Source organism: Bradyrhizobium sp. MI1.7 (assembly GCF_055811795.1).
Map to the genome: position 1 here is coordinate 28484 of NZ_JBVVPO010000073.1, position 14766 is coordinate 43249.

General features: G+C 66.2%; 13 protein-coding genes. 4 read left to right on the top strand and 9 right to left on the bottom strand.

The window, feature by feature from the left end:
* Positions 1-56: 56 nt before the first annotated feature.
* From AC0L3X_RS39130 to AC0L3X_RS39160, 7 genes are all read right to left on the bottom strand, one after another.
* A complete protein-coding gene (locus AC0L3X_RS39130) occupies positions 57-809 on the bottom strand; it encodes a P-loop NTPase family protein (protein ID WP_208085110.1) in 753 nt (250 codons plus the stop codon).
* Between the two features lie 194 nt (positions 810-1003).
* Positions 1004-2206, bottom strand: coding sequence for a M48 family metallopeptidase (locus tag AC0L3X_RS39135; protein ID WP_354131800.1), 1203 nt, complete (start codon positions 2204-2206; stop codon positions 1004-1006).
* A gap of 32 nt (positions 2207-2238) precedes the next feature.
* The gene (locus tag AC0L3X_RS39140) at positions 2239-2799 is read right to left on the bottom strand and encodes a LemA family protein (RefSeq protein WP_014497379.1); all 561 of its coding nucleotides are present in this window, start codon (positions 2797-2799) and stop codon (positions 2239-2241) included.
* Between the two features lie 136 nt (positions 2800-2935).
* On the bottom strand, positions 2936-3913 hold the full coding sequence (locus AC0L3X_RS39145; RefSeq protein WP_473317311.1) for a small ribosomal subunit Rsm22 family protein: 978 nt from the start codon (positions 3911-3913) through the stop codon (positions 2936-2938).
* A 154-nt stretch (positions 3914-4067) separates the two neighbouring features.
* Complete coding sequence (gene smc, locus AC0L3X_RS39150; RefSeq protein WP_166085454.1) at positions 4068-7532, bottom strand: chromosome segregation protein SMC; 3465 nt, start codon at positions 7530-7532, stop codon at positions 4068-4070.
* 218 nt (positions 7533-7750) lie between these two features.
* On the bottom strand, positions 7751-8407 hold the full coding sequence (locus tag AC0L3X_RS39155; RefSeq protein WP_166350219.1) for a DsbA family protein: 657 nt from the start codon (positions 8405-8407) through the stop codon (positions 7751-7753).
* A 140-nt stretch (positions 8408-8547) separates the two neighbouring features.
* The gene (locus tag AC0L3X_RS39160; RefSeq protein ID WP_063985137.1) at positions 8548-9039 is read right to left on the bottom strand and encodes a DUF721 domain-containing protein; all 492 of its coding nucleotides are present in this window, start codon (positions 9037-9039) and stop codon (positions 8548-8550) included.
* Positions 9040-9167: 128 nt separating this feature from the next.
* On the opposite strand from AC0L3X_RS39160, the gene mutY reads away from it, so the two are divergent.
* Both mutY and AC0L3X_RS39170 read left to right on the top strand, forming a co-directional pair.
* A complete protein-coding gene (mutY, locus tag AC0L3X_RS39165) occupies positions 9168-10307 on the top strand; it encodes an A/G-specific adenine glycosylase (RefSeq protein ID WP_231144350.1) in 1140 nt (379 codons plus the stop codon).
* A 52-nt stretch (positions 10308-10359) separates the two neighbouring features.
* On the top strand, positions 10360-10782 hold the full coding sequence (locus AC0L3X_RS39170; RefSeq protein ID WP_063985136.1) for a PaaI family thioesterase: 423 nt from the start codon (positions 10360-10362) through the stop codon (positions 10780-10782).
* Positions 10783-11043: 261 nt separating this feature from the next.
* On the opposite strand, the gene AC0L3X_RS39175 is transcribed toward AC0L3X_RS39170, so the two are convergent.
* Positions 11044-12321: a flavin-dependent oxidoreductase gene (locus AC0L3X_RS39175; protein WP_063985135.1), complete on the bottom strand. Its 1278-nt coding sequence runs from the start codon at positions 12319-12321 to the stop codon at positions 11044-11046.
* Between the two features lie 140 nt (positions 12322-12461).
* On the opposite strand from AC0L3X_RS39175, the gene AC0L3X_RS39180 reads away from it, so the two are divergent.
* Positions 12462-13082, top strand: a complete 621-nt coding sequence (locus tag AC0L3X_RS39180; protein WP_063986629.1) for a glutathione S-transferase family protein — start codon at positions 12462-12464, stop codon at positions 13080-13082.
* A gap of 199 nt (positions 13083-13281) precedes the next feature.
* Here the strand turns inward: AC0L3X_RS39180 and AC0L3X_RS39185 are convergent, their stop codons facing one another.
* Positions 13282-14205, bottom strand: a complete 924-nt coding sequence (locus tag AC0L3X_RS39185; RefSeq protein ID WP_063985134.1) for a LysR family transcriptional regulator — start codon at positions 14203-14205, stop codon at positions 13282-13284.
* A gap of 91 nt (positions 14206-14296) precedes the next feature.
* Between AC0L3X_RS39185 and AC0L3X_RS39190 the strand changes: the two genes are divergently transcribed.
* Positions 14297-14740 (top strand): nuclear transport factor 2 family protein, encoded by a 444-nt coding sequence (locus AC0L3X_RS39190; RefSeq protein WP_063985133.1) that lies wholly within the window; start codon positions 14297-14299, stop codon positions 14738-14740.
* The last annotated feature ends 26 nt before the right edge of the window (positions 14741-14766 follow it).

Below are 14766 nucleotides of genomic sequence, written 5' to 3' on the forward strand. Positions count from 1 at the left end.
AGCTATATCAGGCGAACTCACCGCCCAATCCAGCCGTATCCGCCCGGGCTCTGCAACTATTTTTCGCTGTTGCGGGGGGCGGGCTTCGAACCGACGATGTCGGTCAGCCGGATCCGGTCGAACTCGCTCCAGACATTCGCCAGCCAGTGGCGGACATAGCCGCGCAGCACGAAGGAATAGTTCGCGGCTTCGTCGTTGATGCCCTTGTTTGCGACGAATTTCAGGAACGGGACGGAGGACACTTCGACCTGCTCATAGGCCATTTCGTTGAGCTTGGGGATGGTCAGCTCGGTCGCGTCCTTGATGCGGTGGAAATATGAATTGTAGGTCGCCTGGTCCCACTGGAAGAACTGGGTGTCGTTGATGAAGTTCTTGACCAGGAAATATTTTGCGCCCCCCATGAAGCCCGCGGTCTCGGCGATTTCGTCGAGCGACGCGATCGAGGGGCCCAGGATGTGGAACACCGCGAAGGTGATCTGGCCGGCCTTGGCGGCGTCGAGGAAGCCGATGTCGCGCAGCGAGGCCAGCGCCGGCGAGAGCAGGCCGGCGCGGACGTCAATCACGGTCACCGACGGGCTCGCCGCGTTGAGCGTGTCGAAGATCTTCATCTGGTCCGAGGTCGTCATCATGTCGACGATCTCGGTGATCTCGGGGTGAAAGCGCTTCAGGGTTCCGCGCGGCGACTCCGTGTCGAAGGCGCGCGTCGGTACGTTGTTGGCGGAAAAATAATCGAGCAAGGTGCGCGACACCGTGGTCTTGCCCACCCCGCCCTTGTCCGCGCCCACCACAACCACTGCCGGCTTTGCCATTGCTGTCCCCTAACGCGCCCTCCGATTGCGCCTTGCAATCGGTCGGGCCCCAAATCGATGTCCCAAGTCTGCTGTTGGGCGCGAACATGGCAGAAACAAGGGAGAATTCAAATCCTCGGCCTATGGTTGTGGCAATTTCCGAGGTTTTTCCCAATCGCAACGCAACCCTTCGCAAGTCGCTTAAAATCCCGCCCTTAACGACGGCCCCATGGGCCCATCGGATTGCCGGCTGCAGTTCCGGAGGGTGCGGGCACGGGCGGCGGACTGGCCGAGCCGCCTGCATCGTCCCAAGGCCCCTGGCGCAACGGCGGCGGGCCGCCCTGGCGCTCCACCTGTGCCTTAGGCACGTCCGCCTCGTCGGGCGGCGGCAGCGGGCCGGGATCATGGCCGCCGGCGAACTTGACCAGCGCGTCGACCCGGGACTGCACCGAAGGATGGGTCGCGAACAAATCGGCAAAGCCCTCGCGCGGATTGTCGACGCAGAGCTCCATCACCGCCGAAGTCGCGCCCGGCAGCTCGCCGCGGTTCTCGATCTTGCGCAGCGCCGAGATCATGGCGTCCGGATCTTTCGTCAGCTCGACGGAGCCTGCGTCGGCGAGATATTCGCGCGAACGCGACAGCGCGAGCTTCACCACCTGCGACAACAGCCACGCCACCACGATCAGCACGACCGCGATGATGATCACGATCACCGCGCCGCCGCCGGAGCTCTTGCTGTCGCTCGACGACGAGGACGATCGCGACGATGAGGACGAGCCCGACGACCACGAGCCGCCGGAGCCGGAGCTCCAGTTGAAACTCGTGAACAGGCGGAAGAACAGCTCGCCGAAGAAGCCGACCACACCGGCGATGATGACGGCGACGACCATCAGCTGCACGTCGCCGTTCTTGATGTGGGTCAGCTCGTGGCCCAGCACCGCCTCGATCTCCTTGTCATCAAGCGCATTGAGGAGACCCGTGGTCACAGTGATCGAATATTGCCGCGGATTGAGGCCGGTCGCGAACGCGTTCAGCGCCGGGCTCTCCATGATCTTCAGCTTCGGCATGGTGATGCCGCGCGAGATGCAGAGGTTTTCGAGCAGATTGTAGAGCCGCGGCTCTTCCTGCCGGGTGACGTCGTGGCCGCCGGTCACGGCATCGATCATCGACTGGTGGAAGAAATAGGCGATGACGATCCAGGCCGCCGCCGCGATCGTCGCGAACGGCGCGGCGACGATGAGGTCGTGGAAAGCGCGGTTCAGATAGTAGGCGACAGTGCCATTGCTGTTGATGACGACTTCCGCGACCAGCGCGCCGGCATAGACCAGCACGTAGACCAGCATGAACAGGCCGGCGAGCAACAGCATCGAACGAAACTTGTTCGAGGCGATGTGCGTGTAGAGACCATACGCGGCCATGACGCGATGCCCTGCCGGCCTATCGGCTCAACTCAGAACTTCACCTGCGGAGTGGCCTCGACTTCGGTGCGGCTCGCGCCGAGATCGAAGAAGTCCTTCTTGGTGAAGCCGAACATGCCGGCGAACAGGGCGGCGGGCATCTGCTGGATGCCGGTGTTGTACTCCTGGACCGCGTTGTTGAAGAAGCGGCGGCTCGCCGCGATCTTGTTCTCGAGGTCGGAGAGCTCGCTGGCGAGCTGCTGGAAGTTGGCGTTGGCCTTGAGGTCCGGATAGGCCTCCGACAGCGCGATCAGCCGGCCGAGCGCGCCGGAGAGCTGGTTCTCGGCGGCGGATACCTGTGCCGGCCCCTGTGCGGACATCGCCGAGTTGCGCGCCTTGATGACGTCGTCGAGCGTGCCGCGCTCATGCGAGGCATAGCCCTTCACCGTCTCGACCAGGTTCGGGATCAGATCGTGGCGCTGCTTGAGCTGCACGTCGATGTCGGCAAAGGCCTGGCCGACGCGCTGGCCCAGCGCCACCAGCCGGTTGTAGGCGCTGAACGCCAGGAACACGAGGACGACGATGACGCCGAGAACGATCCAGCCGGTCGACATGGAGAACTCCTGAAGGGGGAAGAAGGCGGGCGCAGCCTAGACCAAATTGGCACAGGACGAGAGCCCGGCGCAGAGGAAGGTAAGACTTGGTCGAATGGGGAACCATCCGAGTTCAAGGCAAAAGCGTCCGACGAAGTTAACTTTCGGCAATGACCGCGTCACCCCAGCGCCAGCGCCGGGCGCTTGCATAGCCGGCCTTGTCGCGTCGCGGGACCTTGGTGATAGCGAGGCCGCCCTTCGTGCAGAGCTTTGCGGTGATCTCGGCTTTGCCGACATCCGGCGGCGCCAGCACGCGCGCGGCACGTGTTGCGGGCGCTGTCCGGATCAGGGCGATGTCGATGAAGCGCTCGTCCTCGAACGGCACCTCCGCGCCCTTGATCTGCCGGTGCGCCTGCGAGCGCGGCAGGCGCTGGCTGAAATGGCACCAGTCAGGTGCCGTGAGCGGGCAGGGCTTTTCGTGCGGGCAGGGCGCGGCGACGTAGGCACCTAGCGCGATCAGCTGCTGGCGCAGCGCGAGGATGCGCGCGTAGCCGGCCGGTGTGCCGGGCTCGATCACGACCAGCGCGTGGCGGGCCTTGGCCCACATCGTTTCCGCCAGCTTGCGCTGATCGGTCTCACTGAGCTCGCCGATGACGTAGCTCGCGACGACGAGATCGGCTTGCGAGGCTTCCGCGAGGTTGGTGCCGGCGTCGCCCGGCAGATAGCGGCAATCGGCGAGCCGCGTGCTGTCATGCGCCAGTTCGAGCGCGAGACGGCTGAGGGTGGCGTTGGCGTCGAGCAGGGTAAAATCCTGCAGCGACGGAAAGGCCTCAGCAGCGGCCCAGCTCGCGGTGCCCGGGCCCGCGCCGACGTCGAGCAGCGTTTCAGGCGCGAAGTCCGGCGCCATCTCGGTCAAAGCGTTTAGGCTGGCGGCCACCGCCGCGTAGGTCGCCGGCATGCGCGCCAGCGCATAGGCGAGCGCGTCGGCCTCCGACTTGATGGTGCCGGAGGTGCCGCCTGCGCGATAGGCGGTCGAGATCTTTTGCGAGCGCTGTGCGGCGTCGGTGCGGGAGAAGCCTTGGAGCTTGCCGTCGAGGGCGGCTTTCAGTTCGGCGGGGAGGGTGGGTGAGATCATTTTCTCATCGTCATGCCCCGCGTAGGCGGGGCATCCAGTATTCCGAGACGGCGCCGTGAACCGAGAGGCCGCGGCGTACTGGATCATCCGCTCCAGTGCGCAATTTGCGCACAAGGCGGATGATGACGTCAATGGGTGTAGGGCGACCGCAGCGTCACGCCACGTTCTGGTCGAGAATGTCCACCGCCTCTGACAGGCTCACCGACACCAGCTGCGAGACGCCGCGCTCGGCCATGGTGACGCCGAACAGCCGGTTCATCCGCGCCATCGTGATCGGATTGTGCGTGATGATGATGAAGCGGGTGTCGGTCGAGCCGGTCATCTCGTGCAGCAGGTTGCAGTAGCGTTCGACGTTGTGGTCGTCGAGCGGTGCGTCGACTTCGTCCAGCACGCAGATCGGCGAGGGATTGGTGAGGAACACCGCGAAGATCAGCGCCATCGCGGTCAGCGCCTGCTCGCCGCCCGAAAGCAGCGACAGCGTCTGCGGCTTCTTGCCCGGCGGCTTGGCGATGATCTCGAGACCGGCTTCCAGCGGATCGTCGCTCTCGATCAAATGCAGCGCCGCTTCGCCGCCGCCGAACAGCTCGACGAACAGGCGCTTGAAGTGGTTGTTGACGACCTCGAACGAGGTCAGCAGCCGCTCGCGCGCTTCCTTGTTGAGGCTCTGGATGCCCTGGCGCAGCCGCTTGATGGCTTCGACGAGGTCGTCGCGCTCGGTGACGAGGCCGGTGTGCTGGGTCTCGACCTCGCGCAGCTCTTCCTCGGCGCGCAGGTTCACCGCACCCAGGCGCTCGCGGTCGCGGCGCATCTTTTCGAGGTCTTCCTCGATGTCGTGCAGCGGCGGCAGCTCGGCGCCGGGCTCGATCTCGGCGAGGCCGGCAACGGCCTGCGGCTCGACCTCCAGCATGTCTCGGATCTCGCGCTCGATGTCCTCGAGCCGGCGCCGTGCGCCTTCCATACGTTCCTCGGCGCGCGCGGTGGCCTCGCGGGAGCTCGACAGCGCTTCGAGTGTCAGCTTGGCGACGCGATCGGTTTCGGCCATCGCGGTCTCAGCCGAGGCGAGCGCGTCGGCGGCCATGCGGCGGTCGTTTTCCGCGTATTCGATCTCGGTGATCAGCGCGCTGCGCTTCTCGGCGAACACGGCGGGCGCGTTTTCGAGATCGCTGCGCTCGATCGAGACCTCGGTGATGCGGGTCTGGATGGTGTCGATGTGAGAGGCCGCGCTCTCCTTGCGGTTCTGCCACTCGGTGCGCTCGGCGAGGATCGCCTGCACGCGGCGGTCGGCGAGCTCCGCCTCGCGCGCCAGCGCCTGCGCCTCGGCGCGGACCTGGGCGGCCATGCGGCGATGGCCTTCGATATCGCTGCGGACGGCGGCGAGACGGGTCTCGGTGTCCTCGCTCGACGGCAGCTCGGTGATGCCGGCCTCGGCATATTCGTACGCGGCCTCGGCCTCGGCGCGGTCGGCGGCGAGGCGGCTATGGGCTTCCGACAGCGTCGCCTTGCGCGCGGCGCGGCGGCTGATCTCGCGCTCGGCGGTGGCATGGCGCTCGCGCGCGACGTTCACCTCGCGCTGGGCGGCGCGCCAGGCCTCGCGGCTCGCACCTTCGGTGCTGGCGGCCATCTGCAGCTCGGACTCGGCGTTCTCCAGCGCCTGACGCTTGATCTGCGCGTCGATGCGGGCCTGCTCCAGCTCGTTCTCGATGTCGACGAGGCGGGCGCGCTCGGCGAGGCGCCGTGCCGCACCGGTCGGAGCGTGGGCCGCGGCGACAAAGCCGTCCCAGCGCCAGACGTCGCCTTCGGGCGAGACCAGCCGCTGGCCGGTCTTGAGCTGCGAGACGAGTTCGGCGCCGCGCTCGCGCGGCACCACGCCGATCTGCGCCAGGCGGCGCGCCAGCTCGGCGGGCGCCTGAACGTGGCTCGCGAGCGGCACGACGCCCTCGGGCAGCTCCGGATCGCCGTCGGTGACGCCGGCATTGGTCCAGCGCATCGGCGCGGACGGATCGACCGGCGCATCGAGATCGTCGCCGAGGGCGGCGCCGATCGCCTTCTCAAAGCCCTTGTCGACGGTGATGCCGTCGATGATCGGCGGCCACAGATTCTTGGTCTCGCCGTTGACGATCTTGGAGATCGTGCGTGCTTCGGTATCGAGACGCTGCACGCGCTTGTCGGCTTCGACGAGCGGCGAGCGCGAGGATTCCAGCGTCTGGCGCGCGGCAACATGCGCGGCTTCGCTCGCCTGGGCCGCGGCTTCCGAAGCAGCCAGCGTCTGCTCCGCGTTCTCGACCGTTGCGGTCAGCTCGTCGAGATCGCCGAAGCCGCCGGTCTCGTCGGCAAGCTTCTGCTCCTCGGCCGCGACATTCGAAATCTCCTGGTCGAGCCGGGCGAGCTTGTCGCGATGGGTGCGGACATTGGCCTCGAGCTGGTTGCGCTTGGCGGTGAGGTCGGCAAGCGCCGTGGTGAGCTCGGCGAACTGGTGCTCGGTTTCGGTCAGCACCGCCTCGGCTTCGCCGACGCGCTCGTCGACGCCGGAGCGCTTCTCGACCCGCGACTTGATCTCTTCCTTCAGCTCGGCGTCTTCGGTGTCGAGCCGCTGGAGCGCGACGTCGGCGTCCATGGTCTGCTGCTGGGCGCGGGAGATGTCGCCCTCGAACTGGGCGAGGCGCCGCTCGAGCTCGGCGACACGCTCCTTGGCGCGCTCTTCCTCGCGGTCGAGCAGTTCGCGTGCATTGGTCAGGCGCTGCAGCCCGGCCGCGGCGCGCGCTTCGGCATCGCGCAGCGCCGGCATTTCGGTGGCGCGGATGGCCTGGATGCGGGCGGCTTCGGCCTGGTGCTGGGTGCGCTCGGCCATCTCGCGAACCGCGAGATCATGGGTCTGGCCGGATTCGTTGACGTCGGCATGCGCGCCGATCCAGCGCAGGTGGAACAGTGTCGCTTCCGCCTTGCGGACCTTGGCCGCGACCTCGCGATAGCGCACGGCCTGACGGGCCTGCTTCTTCAGGCCTTCCATCTGGCCGGCGAGCTGGCCGATCACGTCCTCGACGCGGGTGAGGTTGGTTTCGGCTGCCTTCAGCCGCAACTCGGCCTCGTGGCGGCGGGCGTGCAGGCCGGCGACGCCGGCGGCATCTTCCAGCACGCGGCGGCGCTGCTCGGGCTTGGCCTGGATGATCTCGCCGATCTTGCCCTGGTGGACGAGGGCGGGCGAACGCGCGCCGGTGGCAGCGTCCGCGAACAGGATCTGCACGTCGCGGGCGCGCACGTCGCGGCCGTTGATGCGATAGACCGAGCCCGCCTCGCGCTCGATGCGGCGGGAGATTTCCAGAAGCTGGCTGTCGTTCATCGCCGCCGGCGCGGTGCGATCGGTGTTGTCGATCGTCATCGTCACTTCGGCGTGGTTGCGCGCGGGACGGTTGCCGGAGCCGGCGAAGATCACCGCGTCCATGTCGGCCGCGCGCAGCGACTTGTACGAGGTTTCGCCCATCGCCCAGCGCAGCGCTTCGACGAGATTCGACTTGCCGCAACCGTTGGGTCCGACCACGCCGGTCAGGCCGGGCTCGATGACGAAGTCGGTGGCCTCAACGAAGGACTTGAAGCCGTGAAGGCGCAGGCGGGTGATTTTCATAAGCACGCATCTCTGTTGGCAGGCGCGAATCCCCCTGCCGGGACAATACCATGGAAGGCAATGTCACTCTCTGGGTGAGTCGCGCGAGGCGCCTCATGCGGTCGGACAATGGCCGCGGTGCGCCGCGAGGGCAACCGGCGAAAGCCGCTTTTCCCAAGGGATTTATGCCGGGAAAGATACGGCTCTCGAGATGCGAATCAGGCCTTGAGCGGGGAAAATCAGCTCTTCAGCAGCGGATTGATCTTCTTGGCGAATTCATCGAACGAGGCTTCGCCCTTGATCTTCTCGCCGTTGATGAAGAAGGTCGGCGTCGAATCCACCTTCAGAACGTCGCTGGCGTACTTCTGGTCGGCGGCGATCTTGTCGAGCAGCGCCTGGTCCTTCAGGCAGGCTTCGACCTGCTGCTGGGTGAGACCGGCCTGCTTGCCGATCCGCGTCAGCGTCTCCGTGGTGTTCTTCAGCACCCAATCGTTCTGCTGGCGGAACAGCATGTCGGTGACCGCGAAATATTTCGACGCGTCGTCCTTGGCGATGCAGCGCGACAGCATCGAGCCGGCGGCGGCTTTGATGTCGAGCGGGAACTCGCGGAAGATGTAACGCACCTTGCCGGTGTCGATGTATTCCGACTTGATCTTGGGGAACACCTGCTCGTTGAACGCCGCACAATGCGGGCAGGTCATCGAGGCATATTCGGTGATGGTGACGGGGGCGTCCTTGGGGCCGAGTGCCATGTCGGGCAGCGACACGGGCTTGGCCACATCGGCGGCCGACTGCGCCATCGCCTCGTTGATGAACCGCAGCGGCGACAGTCCGGCGAGCGCGGCAAGACCGGTCAGCGACAGCATCGTGTTGAAGGCGCGGCGGGTGATGATCAAGGTCGGCTCCCGGATTGGTGTGGTCTCGCCCCAAGGTTCTTATCAAAGTTCCCGTTCAGGCGGCCTGTCGCTAGCTTGAAACGTAGTTCGAGGCAATGGCGAGCGACAGGGACGGGTCCAGATTACCGTCGGAATGAGGCTCAATTTCGCTTGATGGCGGCCCCGAGCCGCGCCAGCGCTGTCTTCAATTCTTCATCTTCGATGTCCCCCAGGCTCTCCGCCACCTTGGCCACCGATTTGGGATCCGGCGGACCGGGCCGGACCGGCGGCCGGGCGCGCGACAGGGGGGCCTGGCGGAAGGCGAGCTTGCCGACCGCGCTCCAGCCGAAGAAGCGGTTGACCCGCTCCAGGATCACGTCGGCGGAGTGCTGGATCTCCAGCGCCATCGGCCCCTCGACCCGCAGCACCAGGGTCGCCGGCTCCTGCGGCTGGCCCTCGACCGGCCGCGGCCATTGTATCTTCAAGGGCTCGGCATGGGCCGCAATCTCCGGCCCGGCAATCTGCGCCCACCGGGTCACGAGCTCGCGCGCGGCAAAACCCTGCTTGGCATAGGCCTCGGCAAAGACGTCGTTGAGCAGCAGCGAAAGCGGCTTGGCGCTGATGGGACCGGGTCTGGGAGGGAATTTGGACATGGACCCTTATAGCACCTTGGAGCGCAGGCCTCACCATTGGGGAGCGTTCCGCGAAGAAAGACGTGGATGCCCGCGACGAGCACGGGCATGACGTGGAGAGGCCGGCGCGTTGCCGCTACAGTGAGAGCATGAGCCCCAAATCGGCACTAATGGCCAAGTCGGAACCAATTCAGTCGGAGGCATCGGCTCGCCCAACGCTGCTGCTCGCCTGGTACGACCGCCATCGCCGCCGTCTGCCATGGCGCGCGATGCCCGGCGAGACCTCGGACCCTTACCGCGTCTGGCTGTCGGAGATCATGCTCCAGCAGACCACCGTGAAAGCCGTCGGCCCTTATTTCGAAAAGTTCGTCGCGCGCTGGCCGGATGTCACGGCGCTGGGGCGGGCGTCGCAGGATGACGTGCTGCGGATGTGGGCTGGCCTCGGCTATTACTCCCGCGCGCGCAATCTCCATGCCTGCGCGGTCGCCGTGACGCGCGAGCACGGCGGTGTGTTTCCGGACACGGAAGAGGGGCTGCGCGCGCTGCCGGGGATCGGGCCCTATACGGCGGCCGCGATCGCCGCGATCGCCTTCGACCGCCGCACCATGCCGGTCGACGGCAACATCGAGCGCGTGGTGTCGCGCCTGTTCGCCGTCGAGGAGGAGCTGCCGCAGGCCAAGCCGCTGATCCAGCAACTGGCGGCGACGCTGCTTGCGGACGCTCGCGCCGGCGACGAGACGTCTCGCGCCGGCGACAGCGCGCAGGCGCTGATGGATCTGGGCGCCTCGATCTGCACGCCGAAGAAGCCGGCCTGCTCGCTCTGTCCGCTCAATGAGGGTTGCACCGCGCGTGCGCTAGCGACGCAGGAAACGTTTCCGCGCAAGGCGCCGAAGAAGAGCGGAACGTTGCGGCGCGGTGCTGCCTTCGTCGTGACGCGCGGCGGCGAGCTGCTGGTGCGCTCGAGGCCCGAAAAAGGCCTCCTTGGCGGCATGACCGAGGTCCCGGGCTCGGACTGGCTGGCCGGCCAGGAAGACGCGACGGCGAAGCAGCAGGCGCCGGACCTGAAGGGACTGTCGCGCTGGCAGCGCAAGGTGGGCGTCGTCACCCACGTCTTCACGCATTTTCCGCTGGAGCTGGTGGTCTACACGGCGAAGGCCGAAGCGCGCACTCGCGCGCCCGAGGGCATGCGCTGGGTGCCGATCGCGACCCTCGCCGGTGAAGCGCTGCCCAACGTCATGCGCAAGGTGATCGCGCACGCGCTGGACCCTTCAAGGGCCCCACCTTCCTGACAGCACGCTGGCAGCAGCGCTACGCTATCAGCGCCCGATACGGAGGCTGCCAATGGTCAAGACCGCACTCGACAACTTCAAGAGGCCGCCCTGCGCCGAGCTGCTCGGATGGCGCCTGCTCGATGCCCGTCCGGAGGAGGGCTGGATCAGGCTCGCCTTCCAGGGTAAGCCCGAGTTCTGCAATCCGGCGGGCTTCATCCAGGGCGGCATGCTCTCTGCCATGCTCGACGACACCATGGGGCCGGCCGTGCTGGTGATGAGCGAGGGCCGGCTCTACACCACCACGATCAGCATGACCGTGAATTTCCTCAGCCCCGCAAGGCCCGGTCCGATCATCGGTGAGGCCAAGGTGACGCAACTCGGCAAGACGATTGCGTTCGTCGAGGCGAAGCTGATGGCGGAAGACGGCACGGTGCTGGCGACGGCCAGCGCGAGCGAGCGGCTGCTGGAGGCGGCGAGGGTGGTGGGGAAATAGTCGAGCCGCGCATTCCTCTTCCCTTCTCCCTTGCGGGAGAAGGTGGCATAGGCGGCCTTCGGGCCGCCGTTCTTAAGAGAACGCCGAAGCGAAGCTTCGGCTATGGCGCCGGATGAGGGGTATGTCTCCGCGAACTCAAATGCGAGTTGGACTCGCGGAGACAGACCCCTCACCCGAGTGAGCCTGCGTCCACCGGCGTCGCTGCCCTCTCCCGCAAGGGGCGAGGGCGCATTCATGCACATCTCGCTTTGAGCGAGAGCATCACGCCCTCGCGCGCGCACCAGCACTCACGATCGGCGGCTTCGCATTCAGCGCCTCGACCTGGAAGCCGGCGACGCGCTTGTAGTTGGCGGCGATGTCTTCCAGCTCCTTTTGCGACAGCACGTCGGTGACGACGTCGTATCCGTCAGGCGCGCGCTCCTCGACGAGCTGCATCACCTGCTCGGGGCCGTTCTTGCGGTTGAGCAGGACGAGGTCGGTGGTCGCGGGCCTGCGCTCGGCCTCATAGGCGAGCAGCGCCGCGGTCGTCGGGCCATGCGCCAGGATCTCGCGCGTGATGGTGCGGGCATCGAGGATCGCCTGCGAGGCGCCGTTCGAGCCGATCGGGTACATCGGATGCGCCGCGTCGCCCATCAGCGTGACGCGGCCAAAGGTCCATTGCGACACCGGATCGCGGTCGACCAGCGGGTATTCGTAGGCGTGCGGGCAGTTCTCGATCAGGCCGGGGACGTCCAGCCAGTCGAACTGCCAGCTCTCGAACCAGGGCAGAAACTCCTCGAGCCGCGCGGTGCGGTTATAATCCTCGCGCCGCCACTGATAGGTCGGCGGCATGTGGCGCTCGGCAACCCAGTTGATCAGATGGTTGCCCGCTGCGTCCGGCGCCTTCGAAATCGGATAGCAGACGAATTTCAGGATCTCGTGCCCGGCCATGATCATGGTGCGGCCGGTGAGGAACGCCTTTGACGGCGTGACGCCGCGCCAGAGGATGCGGCCGTTCCAGATCGGCGGTCCCTCCTGCGGATAGAGCTTTTCTCGCACGGCGGAATGGATGCCGTCGGCGGCGATCAGGATCGCGCCGTCGTAGCTGCCGGCAGCCTTGCCGGTCGCCCTGTCGACGAAATTGGCGCGCACGCCGCTGTCCGTCTCGGTCCAGCCCGTCAGATGGTGGCTGGTCAGGATATTCTCGCGGCCGAGCCGCTCGATCGCGGTGTCGAGCAGAAGCTGCTGGAGCGTGCCGCGATGGATCGAGAATTGCGGCCATTTGTAGCCGGCCTCCAGCCCGCGCGGCTCGCTCCAGATCGGCTTGCCGTGCTTGGAGAAATAGGCGAGCTCGCGGGTGCGCACGCCGCTTTCGTCCAGCCGGTCCATCAGCCCGAGCTCGATCAGCTCGCGCACCGCATGCGGCAGCACGTTGATGCCGACGCCGAGCGGCTTCAGTTCCGCGACGCTCTCGAACACTTTTACGGGAACGCCGATTCCGTGCAGGCTGAGCGCGAGCGTCAGCCCGCCGATGCCGCCACCGGCGATGAGTACGGTCATGACAAAACCCCTCCAATTGCAGGCGTCTTGGCACAGGCGGGCGGCGGTGGGCAACTGCGAAGAGCAAAGCACCTAGAACAGCGTGCTATGGACCTGGCGGCCCGCAGCCGTTAGTTTCCAATTTTCCCATGAGGTCCGACATGCTCAAGCTCTACTACGCCACCGGCACCTGCGCGCTCGCCACCTACATGACCCTGGAGGAGGCCGGCGCCGACTACACGGCTGAACGGCTGAGCTTCAAGGATAACCAGCAGAACAGCCCGGACTATCTCGCGATCAATCCGAAGGGCCGCGTGCCGGCGCTGGTGACCGATCGCGGCGTGCTGACCGAGACGCCCGCGATGCTGGCCTATATCGCGCAGACCTTCCCCAAGGCGAAGCTCGCCCCGCTCGACGATCCCTTCGACTTCGCCCAGGTGCAGTCGTTCAATTCCTATCTCTGCTCGACCGCGCACATCAACCATGCCCACAAGATGCGCGGCGCGCGCTGGGCGACGCAGGAGAGCTCGTTCGCCGACATGAAGGCGATGGTGCCGAAGAGCATGGGCGCCTGCTTCTCCTTGATCGAGCAGAAGATGTTCAAAGGTCCCTGGGTGATGGGCGACCAGTTCACGATCTGCGATCCCTACCTCCACACGCTCTCGCACTGGCTCGAAGGCGACAGCGTCGACATCAACGCGACGCCGAAGATCGCCGACCACTTCAAGCGCATGTCAGACCGCCCCGCCGTGCGCAAGGTGATGGACGCGCAGAAGGCGTAGGAACGCGGCCACATATTCCCCTGTCGTCCCGGGCAAGCGTTAGCGCAGACCCGGGACCCATAACCACAGGGAGAAGTTGTGACACGAGCTGACGACCACGAGTCTTCGCCAAACCGCGCCCTGTGGTTATGGATCCCGGATCGGCGCTCCGCTTCGCTGCGCTTGTCCGGGACGACACCATTTGTTTTGAAGCTGCGTCCTACCCAGCACGCCGTTCCTTCTTCTCCAATTCCCGTCCCGTCGCCAGCATCAGCCGCCGCAGCCAGATCGAGCCGGGGTCCATCTGCGCCCGCGTCGGATGGAACATGAACTGCTCGTCGATCCCTGGATCGAGCGGCGGCGTCACCGTGACGAGGCCGAACTGCTTCGACAGCGCCGCGATCAGCCGGCGCGGCACGAAGGCGACGAGGTCGGTGCGGGCGGCGACGTGCAGCGCTTCGAGATAGCCTGACACCACCAGCGAAATGTGCCGCTCGATGCCCTTGGTCCGCAGCCAGGTGTCGATGAGATCCTCCGGTTGGCCGCGGATGATCACGCCGACATGGCGTGCCGCCAGGAACGTCTCGCGCCGCTTCAGCTTCGCAGCCATGGGATGGCCGCGCCGCACCGCCAGCGCGTCGCTGTCGGTGTAGAGCAACTGGCGGTGAAAGCCCTTGAAGGCGTTGCCGATCGAGATCACGAGGTCGATGGTGCGGGCGAACTCGGCGTGAAAGATCGCAGGGCCCCGCCACGGTACGACGTCGATGCGGACGTTGGGCGCGGCCCGCGTCACCTTCTCCATCAAGGGCGGCATCAGCAGCTCGACCGCGAGATCAGGCATCATCAGGCGGAATTGCCGCTCGCTGCGCGCGGCGTCGAAGTCGTCGGGTATGAACAGCCCGCGCACCTGGTCGAGCGCCTGGGCCAGCGGTGCGCGGAGGGCTTGCGCCCGCGGCGTCAGCTCCATGCGCGCGCCGGTGCGCACCAGCAGCGGATCGCCGAAGATGTCGCGCAGGCGTTGCAACGCATGGCTCGCGGCCGGCTGCGACAGCCCGATCCGAAGCGCGGCCCGGCTGACATTGGCCTCGCGCAGCAGCGCGTCGAGCGCGGTCAGGAGATTGAGGTCAAGCGAATTCAAATTCATGAAGCGAATAGATATCATATCCACTATCGATTTGAAGAATTCTCATCCGGCGGGGATGATCTCCGTGTTGCCACCAAACGGAGATGCCGCCATGAGCGCGAGCGCCAACAAGAAACTGATGCAGGATATCTTTGCCGCCGCCGCCAGCCCCGATCCGGCCGCGCGCGACCGGGCCCTGTTCGCCGCAAGCCTTGCCGACGATGCCAGATGGGTCGTGACCGGACAGTACTCCTGGTCGCGCACCTTCACCGGCAAGGAGGCGATCCTCAACGATCTGCACGGTTATGTGCGCACCCGCTTGCGCGATCGGACGCGCACCGTGGCTCACCGTTTCATCGCCGATGGCGACGTCGTCGTGGTGGAAGCCAAGGGCGACAACGTCACGCCCGAGGGCGTTCGTTATGACAACGACTACTGCCTGGTGTTTCGCCTCGAGGACGGGAAGATCAAGGAGATCCGGGAATATTGCGACTCGACCCTGACCGAGAAGGCGCTCGGTCCGTTTCCGCAGACGCCCGTGAGGGCCGCGAGCTGACCGGATCGAGGACCATCTCGTCCGCC

Coding starts and splice junctions, on each gene's coding strand:
- AC0L3X_RS39130 (WP_208085110.1), bottom strand. CDS start 809: ATGGCAAAGCCGGCAGTGGTTGTGGTGGGCGCGGACAAGGGCGGGGTG.
- AC0L3X_RS39135 (WP_354131800.1), bottom strand. CDS start 2,206: ATGGCCGCGTATGGTCTCTACACGCACATCGCCTCGAACAAGTTTCGT.
- AC0L3X_RS39140 (WP_014497379.1), bottom strand. CDS start 2,799: ATGTCGACCGGCTGGATCGTTCTCGGCGTCATCGTCGTCCTCGTGTTC.
- AC0L3X_RS39145 (WP_473317311.1), bottom strand. CDS start 3,913: ATGATCTCACCCACCCTCCCCGCCGAACTGAAAGCCGCCCTCGACGGC.
- smc (WP_166085454.1), bottom strand. CDS start 7,532: ATGAAAATCACCCGCCTGCGCCTTCACGGCTTCAAGTCCTTCGTTGAG.
- AC0L3X_RS39160 (WP_063985137.1), bottom strand. CDS start 9,039: ATGTCCAAATTCCCTCCCAGACCCGGTCCCATCAGCGCCAAGCCGCTT.
- mutY (WP_231144350.1), top strand. CDS start 9,168: ATGAGCCCCAAATCGGCACTAATGGCCAAGTCGGAACCAATTCAGTCG.
- AC0L3X_RS39170 (WP_063985136.1), top strand. CDS start 10,360: ATGGTCAAGACCGCACTCGACAACTTCAAGAGGCCGCCCTGCGCCGAG.
- AC0L3X_RS39175 (WP_063985135.1), bottom strand. CDS start 12,321: ATGACCGTACTCATCGCCGGTGGCGGCATCGGCGGGCTGACGCTCGCG.
- AC0L3X_RS39180 (WP_063986629.1), top strand. CDS start 12,462: ATGCTCAAGCTCTACTACGCCACCGGCACCTGCGCGCTCGCCACCTAC.
- AC0L3X_RS39185 (WP_063985134.1), bottom strand. CDS start 14,205: ATGAATTTGAATTCGCTTGACCTCAATCTCCTGACCGCGCTCGACGCG.
- AC0L3X_RS39190 (WP_063985133.1), top strand. CDS start 14,297: ATGAGCGCGAGCGCCAACAAGAAACTGATGCAGGATATCTTTGCCGCC.